10 protein-coding genes are annotated in these 13645 nt (G+C 72.0%); 5 read left to right on the top strand and 5 right to left on the bottom strand.

From position 1 onward, the window contains the following. Positions 1-86 precede the first annotated feature (86 nt). The 4 genes from leuA to O4J56_RS21730 form a co-directional block, all read right to left on the bottom strand. A complete protein-coding gene (leuA, locus tag O4J56_RS21745; RefSeq protein ID WP_270688199.1) occupies positions 87-1799 on the bottom strand; it encodes a 2-isopropylmalate synthase in 1713 nt (570 codons plus the stop codon). Between the two features lie 463 nt (positions 1800-2262). Beyond that, on the bottom strand, positions 2263-3978 hold the full coding sequence (gcl, locus tag O4J56_RS21740) for a glyoxylate carboligase (protein ID WP_270688197.1): 1716 nt from the start codon (positions 3976-3978) through the stop codon (positions 2263-2265). A gap of 151 nt (positions 3979-4129) precedes the next feature. After that, a complete protein-coding gene (locus tag O4J56_RS21735; protein ID WP_270688196.1) occupies positions 4130-5023 on the bottom strand; it encodes a 2-hydroxy-3-oxopropionate reductase in 894 nt (297 codons plus the stop codon). Positions 5024-5076: 53 nt separating this feature from the next. Then, positions 5077-5877 (bottom strand): hydroxypyruvate isomerase family protein, encoded by an 801-nt coding sequence (locus O4J56_RS21730; protein ID WP_270688194.1) that lies wholly within the window; start codon positions 5875-5877, stop codon positions 5077-5079. Between the two features lie 480 nt (positions 5878-6357). Between O4J56_RS21730 and uraD the strand changes: the two genes are divergently transcribed. The 5 genes from uraD (at position 6358) to O4J56_RS21705 (ending at position 11638) form a co-directional block, all read left to right on the top strand. Continuing rightward, positions 6358-6894, top strand: a complete 537-nt coding sequence (uraD, locus tag O4J56_RS21725) for a 2-oxo-4-hydroxy-4-carboxy-5-ureidoimidazoline decarboxylase (protein WP_270688193.1) — start codon at positions 6358-6360, stop codon at positions 6892-6894. Then, on the top strand, positions 6891-7235 hold the full coding sequence (gene uraH / locus O4J56_RS21720; protein ID WP_270688191.1) for a hydroxyisourate hydrolase: 345 nt from the start codon (positions 6891-6893) through the stop codon (positions 7233-7235). Before uraD ends, uraH begins: the two co-directional genes overlap by 4 nt. Positions 7236-7423: 188 nt before the next feature. Then, the gene (gene pucL, locus O4J56_RS21715) at positions 7424-8320 is read left to right on the top strand and encodes a factor-independent urate hydroxylase (RefSeq protein WP_270688189.1); all 897 of its coding nucleotides are present in this window, start codon (positions 7424-7426) and stop codon (positions 8318-8320) included. Positions 8321-8533: 213 nt separating this feature from the next. After that, positions 8534-9982: a nucleobase:cation symporter-2 family protein gene (locus O4J56_RS21710; protein ID WP_270688188.1), complete on the top strand. Its 1449-nt coding sequence runs from the start codon at positions 8534-8536 to the stop codon at positions 9980-9982. 156 nt (positions 9983-10138) lie between these two features. Then, complete coding sequence (locus O4J56_RS21705) at positions 10139-11638, top strand: nucleobase:cation symporter-2 family protein (protein ID WP_270688187.1); 1500 nt, start codon at positions 10139-10141, stop codon at positions 11636-11638. Between the two features lie 401 nt (positions 11639-12039). Here the strand turns inward: O4J56_RS21705 and allB are convergent, their stop codons facing one another. Further along, a complete protein-coding gene (allB, locus tag O4J56_RS21700; protein WP_270688185.1) occupies positions 12040-13383 on the bottom strand; it encodes an allantoinase AllB in 1344 nt (447 codons plus the stop codon). Between the last annotated feature and the right edge of the window lie 262 nt (positions 13384-13645).

Here is a 13645-nt window from a genome sequence, read left to right as displayed (position 1 = left end):
TCAGGGAAGTCGGAGTGGAGACGGACACCGTGAGTCCGACCGCCCCGGGATCAGTACGGGCTCCGCCCGCTCGTCCGCGCGGGCTCTCAGCCGCGCGCCGCGGCGGCGCGGTTGACCGCGCTGCACACCGCCTTCAGCGACGCGGTGGTGATGTTGTGGTGCATCCCCACGCCCCACACCACCGTGCCGTCCACCTCGGCCTCGACGTAGGCGGCGGCGCGGGCGTCGCTGCCCTCGCTCATCGCGTGCTCGACGTAGTCGACCACCCGGACCTTGACGTCGACCTGGGCCATGGCGTCACAGAACGCCGACAGCGGCCCCTGCCCGGTTCCGGTGATCTCCCGGATCTGCCCGTCCAGCCGCACGTCGGCCTCGATGCGGTACCCGTCCTCGCCGTTCTGCGAGCGGTGCGCCAGCACCCCGGCGCGCCCCTCCTCGGACAGGTAGGTGCCGCGGAAGACCTCCCAGATCTGCTCGGCACTGAACTCGCCGCCCTCGGTGTCCATGTGCCCCTGGATGACGTGGGAGAACTCGATCTGCAGCCGCCGCGGCAGGTCCAGGGCGTGGTCGCGCTGCAGCACGTAGGACACCCCGCCCTTGCCGGACTGGCTGTTGACGCGGATGACGGCCTCGTAGTCGCGGCCCACGTCCTTGGGGTCGATCGGCAGGTAGGGGACGCCCCAGGCGTGCTCGGACACCGGCACCCCGGCCGCCTCGGCCTCGGCCTCCAGGGCGGCGAAGCCCTTCTTGATCGCGTCCTGGTGCGAGCCGGAGAAGGCGGTGTAGACCAGGTCGCCGCCGTAGGGGTGGCGCGGGGCCACCGGCAGCTGGGTGCAGTGCTCGGTGATGCGCCGCACCTCGTCGATGTCGGAGAAGTCCACCATGGGGTCCACGCCCTGGCTGAACAGGTTCATGCCCAGGGTGACCAGGTCGACGTTGCCGGTGCGCTCGCCGTGCCCGAACAGGCACCCCTCGACCCGGTCGGCCCCGGCCATCACGGCCAGCTCGGCCGAGGCGATGCCGGTGCCGCGGTCGTTGTGCGGGTGCACCGACAGGCATACGTGCTCGCGCCGGGACAGGTTCCGGCTCATCCACTCGATCTGGTCGGCGTAGACGTTGGGGGTGGCGCGCTCGACGGTGGCCGGCAGGTTCAGGATGATCTCCCGCCCCGGGCCCGGCCTCCACTCGTCCATGACCGCCTCGCAGACCTCCAGGGCGAAGTCCAGCTCGGTGTCGATGAAGATCTCCGGCGAGTACTCGTAGCCCACGTACTCGCTGTCGGCCAGGTACTTCTCGGCGAAGCGCATCACGTGGCGCGTGCCTTCGACGGCGATCTGCTTGCAGGCCTCGCGGTCCACCCCGAAGACGACGCGGCGGAACAGCGGCGCGGTGGCGTTGTACAGGTGCACGGTGGCGCGCTTGGCCCCGGCCAGCGACTGCACGGTGCGCTCGATCAGGTCCTCGCGGGCCTGGGTCAGCACCGAGATCTGCACGTCGTCGGGGATGCGGTCCTGCTCGATCAGGAAGCGGACGAAGTCGAAGTCGGTCTGGCTGGCGGCGGGGAAGCCGACCTCGATCTCCTTGTAGCCCATGCGCACCAGCAGGTCGAACATCTCGCGCTTGCGCTCGGCGTCCATCGGCTCGATCAGGGACTGGTTGCCGTCGCGCAGGTCGGTCGACAGCCACCGGGGTGCGGCGGTGATGGTCTTGGCCGGCCAGGTGCGGTCGGGCAGGTCGACCGGGGTGAAGGGGGCGTAGCGCTGGAAAGGCATACCACTGGGCTGCTGCTGCGGCACCATGGAAAGGGCTCCTCAGAGAAAAGATCACGCGGTGTCGAAACGGCCGACAAGAGCATGCCGAAGCCCCGCGGCGAGGGAGTCGACCTCTAGCGACCCCCGCCGCGGCCGCTAAGGAGGAGCAGCTCGCGCAGCATAACGTTGGACACAGTAGCAGACCTGTGGACGCGGAGTGAGGAGCGGCCCCTGTTCCCCGAGTGGAACCGCCCGCCCCTCCGCCGTTGATCTCGGGAGTAACGACGCTTCCGGCGCGGTTCAAGGGGCGCTTTTCCCGAGATCAACGAGAGGACGGTGGAGACGGAAGCGGCGGGGCGCCGCGGTGATCCGGCCAAGTGACCACCGATGCGCCCCGCCGTGTGCCGGTGTGCGGCGGTGGCCCGGCCAAGCGGCCACCGACGCAACCGGGCGGGAAGGGGCGGGGCGGCCTTCCGCCTCCGCGGCCGCCGCGCCCCCGTCTCGTGCGCCCCTACGCCTCAGGGGCGGGCTCGAACTCCTTCACGGCGTTGATCGCCGGACCGTGGGGAGTGTTGGCCTCGCGCTCGATCATGATCTCCACGAGCACCGGCCGGGAGGTGGCCTGCGCCTGCTTGCGGGCCCACTCGATGGACTCGCGGATCTCCGACGGGTCGAAGACGCGGCGCCCGGAGCAGCCGTAGGCCTCCATGATCTTGACGCTGTCCGTGCCGTGGTCGTCGTAGTGGATGTCGACCTGGTAGTTCATGTCGTAGGGGATCTCCGCCTGGCGGATCAGCCCCAGGTACTCGTTGTTGAGCATGATGATCACGAACGGCACGTCGTACTGGGCGGCGACGGCCAGCTCCTCGACCATGTACTGGAAGCCGTAGTCGCCGACGATGCCGACCACCTCGGCGTCGGGCTCGGTGTCCTTCAGCGCCTTCTTGACGCCGATGGCCGCCGGGATCTCCCAGCCGAGTGGGCCCGCCTGGCCGCAGATCTGGTAGTGGCGCGGCTTGTAGGCCTTCTGGTGCTGGCCGCCCCAGATCTGGTAGAGGCCGATGGCGGTGACGAAGTAGGTGTCCTCGCCGAAGACCTCGTTGATCTCCTTGTAGACGCGCGGGGCCTTGATCGGCACGCTGTCGAAGTCCTCGCGCCGGCCCAGGGTCCGCTTGAGCTCGCCGACCCGCTCGATCCAGGCGCCCACCTGCGCCCTGGCGGAGCGCTTCTTGGCGGCGTCGATGAGCTCGCGCAGGAACAGCTTCGCGTCGGACACGATGCCCAGGTCGGGCTCGAAGACCCGGCCGAGCTGGGTGGCCTCGATGTCGACGTGGATGAACCTCCGGTCGCCCCGGTAGACGTCGATGGCGCCGGTGTGCCGGTCGGCGAAGCGCGCGCCCACCGCCAGCACCAGGTCCGACTCCAGGAAGGAGGCGTTGCCGTAGCGCTGGGAGGTCTGCACGCCGGTCATGCCCGCGTACAGCTCGGACTCCTCGTCGAAGGAGCCCTTGCCCATGAGGGTCACCTGGACGGGGACCCGCAGCAGCTCGGCGAGCTCGGTCAGCTCCGCGGAGGCCTCGGAGATGATGATGCCGCCGCCGGCGAGGATGAGCGGGCGCTCGGCCTCCAGCAGCATGTCCAGCGCGCGCTCCACCCGCGGGCGGTGCGGGACGACGTCGTTGACCCGGAGCGGGGCGTCGATGGAGGGGTCGTAGGAGATCTCCTGCTGGGCGACGTCCAGCGGGATGTCGATGAGCACCGGGCCCGGGCGGCCCTCGCGGGCGACCCGGAAGGCCTCGCGGAAGATCCACGGGGCGGTGCCGGCCTCCTTGATCTGCACGGCCCACTTGGTGACGGGCTTGGCGATCTCGACGATGTCGACCGCCTGGAAGCCCTCCTTGTCCAGCAGGTCGGTGCGGTTCTGGCCGGTGATGCACACGATCGGGATGGAGTCGGCCATCGCCGTGTACAGGCCGGTGATCATGTTGGTCCCGGCGGGGCCGGAGGTGCCGATGGCCACGCCCACCTTGCCGGTGGTGCGGGCCCAGCCGTCGGCCATGTGGGTCGCGCCCTCCTCATGGCGGACCGTCAGGTGCTCGATCCCTCCGACCTGCTCGAGAGCCTTGTAGAAGGGGAGGATCGCGGCGCCGGGGCAGCCGAAGGCGGTGTCGACGCCCTCGTCTTTCAGGACCTCGACGGCCGCGTTCATGGCGGGCATCTGTACCATTTGCTGTGAACCCTTCAGTGCTAGGGGGGTCGATGGGCCCGCCTGCGGGACCAAGGGTGCGGCCAACACCCAGGCCTCGGCGGTTCGCGCTGAGCACACACACGTAAGTCGCGAACCGTCCACGGCCGTCCCGCGGCGGGATCCCTTTTTCCTACTGCTTCTGCTCGCCGGAGAGCTGCTCCACGAGCTTGAGCAGCGCGGAGTGGTCCAGGCCGCCGTGCCCCTGGGCCTTGAGGGCGCCCACGAACTGCGCCACCAGCGCCCCCAGCGGGATCGACACACCGGCCTCACGGGCCGCGGTCGTCACGATCTTCATGTCCTTGTCGTGCAGCTCGATCCGGAAGCCCGGGGCGAACTGCCGGTTGCGCATGCCCTCGCCCTTGCGGGTCATGACGGTGCTGCCCGCGAGGCCGCCGTTGAGGACCTTGAGGCCCTCCTCGGTGTCGACGCCGTGCGCCTCCAGGAAGACCAGCGCCTCGGCGACCAGCTGGATGTTGCCGGCCACGATGAGCTGGTTGGCGGCCTTGACGGTCTGCCCGGCGCCCGAGGGGCCGACCAGCACCGGGGTGGTGCCCAGCACGTCGAAGATCGGGCGGGCCGCCTCGAAGTCCTCCGGGGCGCCGCCGACCATGATGGACAGCTTCGCCTCGATGGCGCCGGCCTCGCCGCCGCTGACCGGGGCGTCGAGGACCCGGAGGCCGCGCTCGGCGCCCTTGGCGGCCACGTCGCGGGCCACGTCGGGGCGGATGGTGCTCATGTCGATGACCAGGGCGCCGGGGCGGGCGTTGGCGTAGACGCCGTCCTCGCCCAGCAGCACCTCCTCGACATCCGGGGAGTCGGGGACCATGGTGATGACGGCGTCGGCTCCGGCGACCGCCTCGGCGACCGAGGAGGCCGCCTTGCCGCCCTGCTCGGCGAGTTTGCGCGCCTTCTCCGGGCTGCGGTTGTATCCGGTGACCTCGAAGCCGGCCTTGGCGAGGTTGACGGCCATGGGCAGGCCCATGATGCCGAGGCCGATGAAGGCGACGGTGCGCGGCTGGGACATGTGGCTGTTTCCTTCCGGGTCTGTGGTCTGCGCGGCGGGGCGTGGCGGCCGGGTCAGCGGCCGATCCAGCCGAAGCTCTCGGCGGTGGGCACGGTCGGCTTGTACTCCAGGCCCACGTAGCCGTTGTAGCCGCCCGCCTGGGCGGCGGCCAGGAGCTCCTGGATCGGCAGGCCACCGGTGCCGGGCTCGCCGCGGCCGGGGGCGTCGGCGATCTGGACGTGCCCGAACGCGGCGGCGTGGTCGCGCACGGCGGCGGCCACGTCGTCGCCGTTGACGGCCAGGTGGAAGAAGTCGGCCAGCAGGGCGACGTTGGCCGCGCCTGCGGCGTGGGCCCTGCCGACGACCTCCAGCCCGTCGGCGGCCGTCTTGATCGGGTACCCCTCCGAGCCGCTGACCGGCTCGATCAGGACGGTGCCGTCGACGGCCTTCACGGCCTCGGCGGCGGCCACGATCGACTCCAGGCCGACGCGGTCCTGCTCGGCCGGGTCGACGCCGTCCTGGCGCAGCCCGTAGAGGGCGTTGAAGGCCTTGGTGCCGGTGCGGCGGGCGATGCCCACGACGACGTCGAGGTTGTCGCGGAACTCCTGGGCGCGGGAGGGCTGGGAGAGCACCCCGCGGTCGGGGCCGGGCAGCTCGCCGGCGAAGAAGTTGAGCCCGCTCAGGTGGACCCCGGCGTCGGCGATCGACCGGACGAAGGCGTCGACCTCGCGGTCGGCGGGGACGGGGCTCGCGAAGGGCCACCAGAACTCCACGGCGTCGAAGCCGGCCTTGCGGGCGGCGGCGGGGCGCTCGTCGAGCGGCAGCTCGGTGAACAGCAGCGAGCAGTTCACCGTGTAGCGCAGCGAGTGGCTCATGTCGCGCTCTCCCTCGAGATCTTTCGTGATGTGGAAACTACTTTTCACTTGAAGGAATGATTCGAGTCTGCGCCCCGCGCCCGAGGTTGTCAACTCCCCTTCCGCGATCCGCCCACCTGGTCCGATCGCGCGCATAAGGTCGAATCATGGGATGCAGCTCACATATGACGCGCCTCACCGACGGGTACACCGGAGGTCGCGGCCCCGCGGGGACGCCCCGCCGCCGGACCGGCGGCGGACCGGCGGCGGACCCGTGTTGACAACCCCACTGTGACCGGGGCTACAGTCCGAGATGTAAAAGTGAGTTTCTGCTCTACGAAATCCGCTCGCCGGAGCGGGGAGCAGCGGGTGAACGCGCACCAGCCACCGGCCGCGCACCGGCCGGGCGCGCCCCGGCGGATCCCGACCGGGCACCGCCGAGGGACCCCGCCCCTGCCCCGCCGCCCCGCGTGCCGGACCGACACAAGGAAGCGAGCCGCCATGCCCGAACCCCCGACGCCCCGGCCCACCGGGGACCCGGGGCTCGACCGGGTCAACGCGCTGTCCTCGCCGGCCTTCCGCGACGAGTTCGCGCGCTGCCTGAACGTGGACCGGTGGGTCGAGGCGCTCGACGCCGAACGGCCCTTCGCCACCCGGGAGGCGCTGCTGGCCGCCGCCGACGCGCACGCCGGCACGCTCAGCGCGGACGAGGTGGACGCGGCCCTGTCCCGCCACCCCCGGATCGGCGAGAAGGCCTCCGGCGAGGACACCGAGTCCCGGTGGTCCCGCGGCGAGCAGGCGGCGGTCACCGCCGGGGGCCGGGACACCGAGCAGGCCTTCAAGGCCGCCAACGCCGCCTACGAGGAGCGGTTCGGCCACATCTACCTGGTGTGCGCCAGCGGCCGCTCGCCCGAGGACCTCCTCGCCGACCTCCAGGCCCGCCTGGGGAACGACCCGGAGCGGGAGAAGGCGGTCGTCGGCGGGGAGTTCCGCAAGATCGCGCTGCTGCGCGTGGAAAAGGTGCTGGACGACGCATGAGCCACGTGACCACGCACGTCCTCGACGCCGCCCTGGGCCGCCCCGCCGCGGGTGTCCCGGTCCGGCTCGAGGCCGCCGCCGACGCCGACCGGTCGGCCTACGAGCCGGTCGCCTCGGGAACCACCAATGAGGACGGGAGGGTCCCCGACCTGGGGCCCGACCAGCTCGCCGCAGGGACCTACCGGGTCGTCTTCGACACCGCGGCCTACTTCGAGCGCACCGGGCAGAAGGGGTTCTACCCCGACGTCACCATCGCGTTCGAGCTGGCCGACGAGGACGCCCACTACCACGTCCCGCTGCTGCTGAGCCCGTTCGCCTTCTCGACCTACAGGGGGTCCTGACAGCAGAACCGGAGAACCACCCTCCCCATCCGAGTGCGTGACAGGTCCTTCCGCATGACCACAGCGGTCCTCCCTCGTCGCACGCCGCCCGCTCGCCCTTCCCCGACACCGGCCCGCCGATGGGCCCAGAGCGGCAACGGCACTTCTGTGAACAGCGTTTCGAGCACAGAAAACAGGAGACGACCCACATGGGCATCCGACTCGGAGACAACCAGTACGGCAAGGCCGAGGTCCGCCTGGTGCACGTGAACCGGGAGACCCCGGTGCACAGCATCAAGGACATCAACTACAGCTCGCAGCTCCGCGGCGACCTGGAGTCGGTGCACACCGAAGGCGACAACTGCAAGTGCCTTCCCACCGACACCCAGAAGAACACGGTCTACGCCAAGGCCAAGGAGTGGGGCGGCGTCGGCGCCATCGAGGACTTCGCCCTCAGGATGGCCCGCCACTTCGTCGACGAGCACGACTACGTCTACGGCGCGCGCCAGGAGGTGGAGGAGTACGCCTGGGAGCGCATCTCCACCGGCAAGGGCGCCCACGACCACTCGTTCGTGCGCACCGGCGCCGAGGTCCGCAACACCGTGGTGACCAAGGACGGCGACAAGGAGTGGGTGGTGTCCGGCTTCTCCGGGCTCACCGTCCTGAAGTCGACCGGGTCGGAGTTCCACGGCTACCCGAAGACCAAGTACACCACCCTGGCCGAGACCGACGACCGGATCCTGGCCACCGACGTCACCGCGCGCTGGCGCTACATCGGCACCGGCGTCGACTGGGACAAGACCTACGAGTCCGTGAAGGCCCTGGCCCTGGAGGCCTTCGCCGAGACGCACAGCCTCGCGCTGCAGCAGACCCTCTACGCGATGGGCAAGGCCGTCCTGGAGGCCCACCCGGAGATCGCCGAGATCAAGTTCTCCATGCCGAACAACCACCACTTCCTGGTGGACCTGTCGCCGTTCGGCCTGGACAACCCCAACGAGGTGTTCTTCGCCGCCGACCGGCCCTACGGCAAGATCGAGGCCGTCGTCGAGCGCGACGACGCCCCCGAGGCCGGCCGCGCCTGGGAGACCGTCCCCGGCTTCGTGTAAGGCCCGTGCGCCGGACCCCGCCTCCTCCGGGGCCCGGCGCCGCCCGGCGTCCCGGCCGCGCTCCGGGGCCGGGACGCCCACCGCGAACCGCACCGCCGCCCGCCGGTCCCCCGGACCCGCGCCGCGGCCCGCACGCGTACCCGCATTCCAGGCCGCCGGCCCCGCTCACAGAGGCCGCGACCTGTCATTGACACACGGGACAGGTCACCTCCCATGCCGAACGACCCATCCGGCGAGGACGCCCGAGGCGTCCCCTCATCCCGCCCCGAGGACCGGCGCCTGAGCGTCGGCCAGTACTTCGTCGGCGGACTGCAGCACCTGCTGACCATGTACGCGGGGCTGATCACCCCGCCGCTGATCATCGGCACCGCCGCCGGGCTCGACGCCTCCGAGACCGCGGTGATGATCGCCGCCACCACCCTGCTGGCCGGACTGGCCACCCTCCTGCAGACGCTGGGCCCGCCCCGCCTGCGCCTGGGGTCGCAGCTGCCCATCGTCGTCGGCGCCACCTTCGTCCCGGTCGGCGCCATGGAGTCCATCGCCGCGGACGGCGGGCTGCCCACCGTGTTCGGCGCCAGCCTCGCCGCGGGCCTGTTCGCCCTGGCGGTCACCCCGTTCTTCGGGTCCCTGGTGCGCTTCTTCCCGCCCATCGTCACCGGGACCATCGTCACCGTCATCGGGCTGTCCCTGTTCCCCGTCGCGATCGGGTGGATCGTCGACGGCGGGGAGGGGGGCACACCCGCCAACGCCGACCTCGCCCTGGGCCTGGGCACCCTGGCGCTGGTGCTGGCGCTGAACCGGGTGCCCGGGGTGCTGGGCCGGTTCGCGATCCTCATCGGCCTCACCGCGGGCACCGCCGTCGCCGCCGCCCTCGGCCGCACGGACTTCTCCCGGGTGCTCGACGGCCCGGTGTTCGCCCTGCCCGAGCCCTTCCACTACGGGCCGCCCGCCTTCGACCCCGCCGCCGTCGTCACCATGTGCATCGTGATGCTGGTGGTGCTGACCGAGGGGACCGCCAACATCATGGGCGTGGGCGCCGTCGTCGGCGCCCGCATCGACCGGCGGCGCATCTCCGACGGCATCCGGGCGAGCGCGCTGTCGTCCACACTCGCCCCGGTCCTGAACACCTTCCCCGTCTCCTCCTTCGCCCAGAACATCGGCCTGGTCGCCATGACCCGCGTGCGCAGCCGGTTCGTCGTCGCCTGGGCGGGCGGGCTGCTGGTGGCCCTGGGCCTGTTCCCGGTGCTGGGGCGCCTCGTGGCCGCCATCCCCATGCCGGTGCTCGGCGGGGCCGGGCTGGTGCTGTTCGGCACCGTCGCCGCCAGCGGCGTCAAGACCATCGCCGAGGCCGACCTGACCGACCAGCTCAACCTGGTGCTCGTGGGCGCCTCCCTGGCGGCCGGGCTCACCCCGATGCTCTTCCCCCACTTCTACGAGGGGCTTCCGGGCTGGGCCGCGACCGTGCTGCACTCGGGCATCGTCGGGGCCTCCGCGGTCGCGATCGGCCTCAACCTGCTCTTCACCCTGGGCCGCGGCAGACGCGGCCCCCAGTCCTCCGCCGCCGGGGGCGAGGTCCCCGGCGGCGGCGCGGAGGGGGAGCCCGCGGGCGCCTCCGCCGCACCGCCGGCATCCGCACCGTCGGCCCGCCCGGAGGGCGGCTGACACGCCGGCCGGGCGGCCCCGGACCTCAGGGCGCGACCGGGCCGCCCGCCCTTCCCACACACCGGGTTCGGCCGCACCCCGGGACGGTGTCCCCCAGGGTGGAGTGCCCCGCACCTCGGGACGGCCGAACCCAAGACCGAAGGCTGGAAACTGGCCATGAGATTCGGAAAGCCGGACCGTGACACCCAGGCCACAACGAAGGCCGGAGCCGAGGGAGACACCACCGCCCCCCACCGCCCTGAAGACGAGAAGCTCCCCCCGAGACTGCTGCTGCTCTACGGGCTGCAGCACATCCTGACCATGTACGCCGGCGCGGTCGCCCCCGCGCTGGTCATCGGCGGCGCCGCCGGGCTGGACCCGGCCGACCTGGGCATCCTGGTCAGCGGCGCCCTGCTGGTCGCGGGCATCGCGACCCTGCTGCAGAGTCTGGGCCCCTGGCGCATGGGCGCCCAGCTGCCCATCGTCGTCGCCTCATCGTTCGTCCCGGTGTCGGCGATGACCGCCATCGCCGCCGAGCAGGGGCTGCCGGTGGTCTTCGGCGCCTCCCTGGTCGGCGGCGTGTTCGCGCTGTGCCTGACCCCGTTCTTCGGCCACCTGGTGCGGTTCTTCCCGCCCCAGGTGACCGGGAGCATCATCACCGTGATCGGGCTGTCGCTGATGCCGGTGGCGGCCGGGTGGGTGGTCGACGGCGCCGAGTCGGGCCACCCCTCCATGGGGAACCTGGCACTGGCCGGGGCCACCCTGGCGCTGGTGCTGCTGTTCTCCCGGGTGCTGCCCGGGCTGCTGGGCCGGGTGTCCATCCTGCTGGGGCTGATCGCCGGGACGCTGATCGCGCTGCCGTTCGGCAAGACCGACTTCGGGTCGGTGCCCGACGGCGCCTACTTCGCGCTCGGCTCTCCGCTGCACTTCGGGATGCCGGTGTTCGACGTGGCGGCCGTCCTGACGATGTGCGTGATCATGCTGGTGGTGCTCACCGAGGGCGCCTCGCACATCATCGCGGTCGGCGAGATCACCGGGTCGAAGGTGGACGCCAAGCGCATCTCGGCCGGCCTGCGGGCGGACGTGAGCGCCTCCATCATCGGTCCGCTGCTCAACTCCACGCCGGGCAGCTCGTTCGCGCAGAACATCGGCCTGCTGGCGCTGACCAAGGTCCGCAGCCGGTACGTGGTCGCCTCCGGCGCGGGCATCCTCATCGTGCTGGGGCTGTTCCCGGTGCTGGGCCGGGTCGTGGCCGCGATCCCGATGCCGGTGCTGGGCGGGGCCGGGCTGGTGCTGTTCGGCTCGGTGGCCGCCAGCGGCGTGCGCACGCTGGCCAAGGTCGACTTCGACAACAACCTCAACCTGATCCTGGTGGCCACGTCGCTGGGCTTCGGCATCATCCCGATGGCGGTGCCGGAGTTCTACGAGGGCTTCCCGCCCCAGGTGGCGCTGGTGCTGCACTCGGGCATCGTGGGCGCGGCGATCGTGGCGATCGCGCTGAACATCTGCTTCAACGTCATCGGGAGGCCGAGGCAGGACCGGAGTCCGGAGATCGACGGCGAGGAGCTGCGCACGGCGGGGCCGGGCGAGGCCAAGTACACCGAGTCGGCGGACGCCGCCTACCGGGCGCCCGACCCGCGGACGCAGGGAGAGGAGCTGGCCAAGGACGCGGACTAGCGCGTTGCGGCGGGCGGGCGCCAGGGGCTCGGCAAGGCCCTGGGAGCCCCTGAGGCGACGCGCCGGCGCCCGCTGGAGCGTCGTTCCCGTCCGGTGGACGCCCCCGGCGGGCGGTGTCGGTACACCGCCCTGGACGCCCGGGGCGTGAGAGTGCCGGACACCGCTCCGCCGAGGAACCGCACGGCGATGGCCCGGGACGGAAGTCCCGGGCCATCGCCGTCTCAGGCCGTCTCAGGCCGCCTCAGGCTGTCTCAGACGGTCTCCGACCGCCGCCCCTGCTTCGTTGATCTCGGGAAATGCGCCCCTAAAAGCGGCCCGGAAGCGTCGTTTCTCCCGAGATCAACGCCGAGCGTGCACGCCTATCCGCGCGGGCTCTTACACGGATGAGCGCCCCGGAGGGCTCAGGGACGGTCCAGGAGGCGCCCCGCGGGCTTGTCCAGCTCGACCTCGTCACCCCGGAGGTAGGTGGCGCGCACGACGCCCTTGAGCGTCCGGCCGTCGTAGGCGCTCACCGGGTTCTTGTGCTGGAGCGTGCGGGCGTCGATCGTGGTGGACGCCTCCGGCGCCACCACCGCGAAATCGGCGTCGCGGCCCACCGCCAGGGCGCCCTTGGAGGGCAGCCCGGCCACCCGCGCAGGGCCCGCGGACATCCAGCCCACCACGTCGGCGAGGGAGTGGCCGCGCTCGGACGCCTCGGTCCATACCGCCGGGAAGCCGACCTGGAGTCCGGCCACGCCGCCCCAGGCGCTGCCGAAGTCGTCGGTCTTCAGGTCGGGGGTGCTCGGCGAGTGGTCGCTGACGATGCAGTCGATGGTGCCCTCGGCCAGCGCCCGCCACAGGGCGTCCCGGTTGGCGGCGCCGCGGATGGGCGGGCAGCACTTGAAGCTGGTGTTGCCCGCGGGCACCTCCTCGGCGGCGATGGTCAGGTAGTGCGGGCAGGTCTCCACCGTGAGCGGGACTCCGTCGGCGCGGGCCTTCTCGATCATCGGCAGGGCGGTGGCGGTGGACAGGTGGAGGATGTGCGAGCGGGTGCCGGTGCGCCGGGCGGTCTCGATGACCAGCCGGATCGCCTCGTGCTCGGCCTCGTCGGGGCGCGATGCGAGGAAGCCGGCGTAGTCGGCGCCGTGCGCCTGGGGCGCGGAGTCCAACAGGTTCGGGTCCTCGGCGTGCACGATGATCTGGCCGCCCAGGGCGCCGATGGCGGCGGTGGCCGAGCGGTACAGCTCGGGGGTGAGGTGGCCGAACTCGTCGACGCCCGAGGGCGAGAGGAAGGCCTTGAAGCCGAAGACGCCGCGCTCGTACAGGGCGGCCAGCTCCCCGGTGGCGCCGGGGGCGCTGTTCTCGGGCACGGCGCCGCCCCAGAAGCCGACGTCCACCGCGACCTGGCCCTCGGCCACCTCGCGCTTGACGCGCAGCCCTTCGGCGGTGGTGGTGGGCGGGACGCTGTTCAGCGGCATGTCGACGATGGTGGTGACGCCTCCGGCCGCCGCGGCGCGGGTGGCGCTGGCGAAGCCCTCCCACTCGGTGCGGCCGGGCTCGTTGACGTGCACGTGGCTGTCGACGAGGCCGGGAAGCAGCACCTCGTCCTCGGCCACGTCCACGGTGCGGGCGCCGTCCAGGGCGGCGCCGGCGTCCTCGACGGCGGCGATGCGCCCGTCGCGCACGCCCACGGTCACGGCGCGCTCCCCCTCAGGGGTGACGGCGCGCCCGGCGCGCAGAACGAGGTCGAATTCGTGTCCAGACATGGTTCTCCGTCGTCTCTGTCGTGATCATCGCAGGTCGTTCCCGCCCGGCGCGGCCGACGCGGCCGGTGGGACCCATACGACCGGTACGACCGGTGCACGGTCGCCGCGGTCGGCGTCCCCGCCGGGCGGTGCATGCGCCCGTGCCCTCTTCCGCCGCCGTGCGGGCGCGAGGAGGGCGGGAGCGGGCCGCCGTCCGCCGGAGGCGGGTGTCACGCCCCGGGTCCGCTGGAGCGGCACACGCCGCAATGGGCGTGTGCCGGTC

It is taken from the genome of Nocardiopsis endophytica, assembly GCF_027706725.1.
Taxonomy (GTDB): Bacteria; Actinomycetota; Actinomycetes; order Streptosporangiales; family Streptosporangiaceae; genus Nocardiopsis_A; species Nocardiopsis_A endophytica.
This window is presented reverse-complemented; position numbering and strand designations above follow the sequence as displayed.

Excerpts from the sequence above, each read along its gene's own strand:
- gcl (WP_270688197.1), bottom strand. The coding sequence starts at position 3,978 with ATGGTACAGATGCCCGCCATGAACGCGGCCGTCGAGGTCCTGAAAGAC.
- pucL (WP_270688189.1), top strand. The coding sequence starts at position 7,424 with ATGGGCATCCGACTCGGAGACAACCAGTACGGCAAGGCCGAGGTCCGC.
- allB (WP_270688185.1), bottom strand. The coding sequence starts at position 13,383 with ATGTCTGGACACGAATTCGACCTCGTTCTGCGCGCCGGGCGCGCCGTC.
- O4J56_RS21730 (WP_270688194.1), bottom strand. The coding sequence starts at position 5,877 with ATGAGCCACTCGCTGCGCTACACGGTGAACTGCTCGCTGCTGTTCACC.
- O4J56_RS21710 (WP_270688188.1), top strand. The coding sequence starts at position 8,534 with ATGCCGAACGACCCATCCGGCGAGGACGCCCGAGGCGTCCCCTCATCC.
- uraD (WP_270688193.1), top strand. The coding sequence starts at position 6,358 with ATGCCCGAACCCCCGACGCCCCGGCCCACCGGGGACCCGGGGCTCGAC.
- O4J56_RS21735 (WP_270688196.1), bottom strand. The coding sequence starts at position 5,023 with ATGTCCCAGCCGCGCACCGTCGCCTTCATCGGCCTCGGCATCATGGGC.
- uraH (WP_270688191.1), top strand. The coding sequence starts at position 6,891 with ATGAGCCACGTGACCACGCACGTCCTCGACGCCGCCCTGGGCCGCCCC.
- O4J56_RS21705 (WP_270688187.1), top strand. The coding sequence starts at position 10,139 with ATGAGATTCGGAAAGCCGGACCGTGACACCCAGGCCACAACGAAGGCC.
- leuA (WP_270688199.1), bottom strand. The coding sequence starts at position 1,799 with ATGGTGCCGCAGCAGCAGCCCAGTGGTATGCCTTTCCAGCGCTACGCC.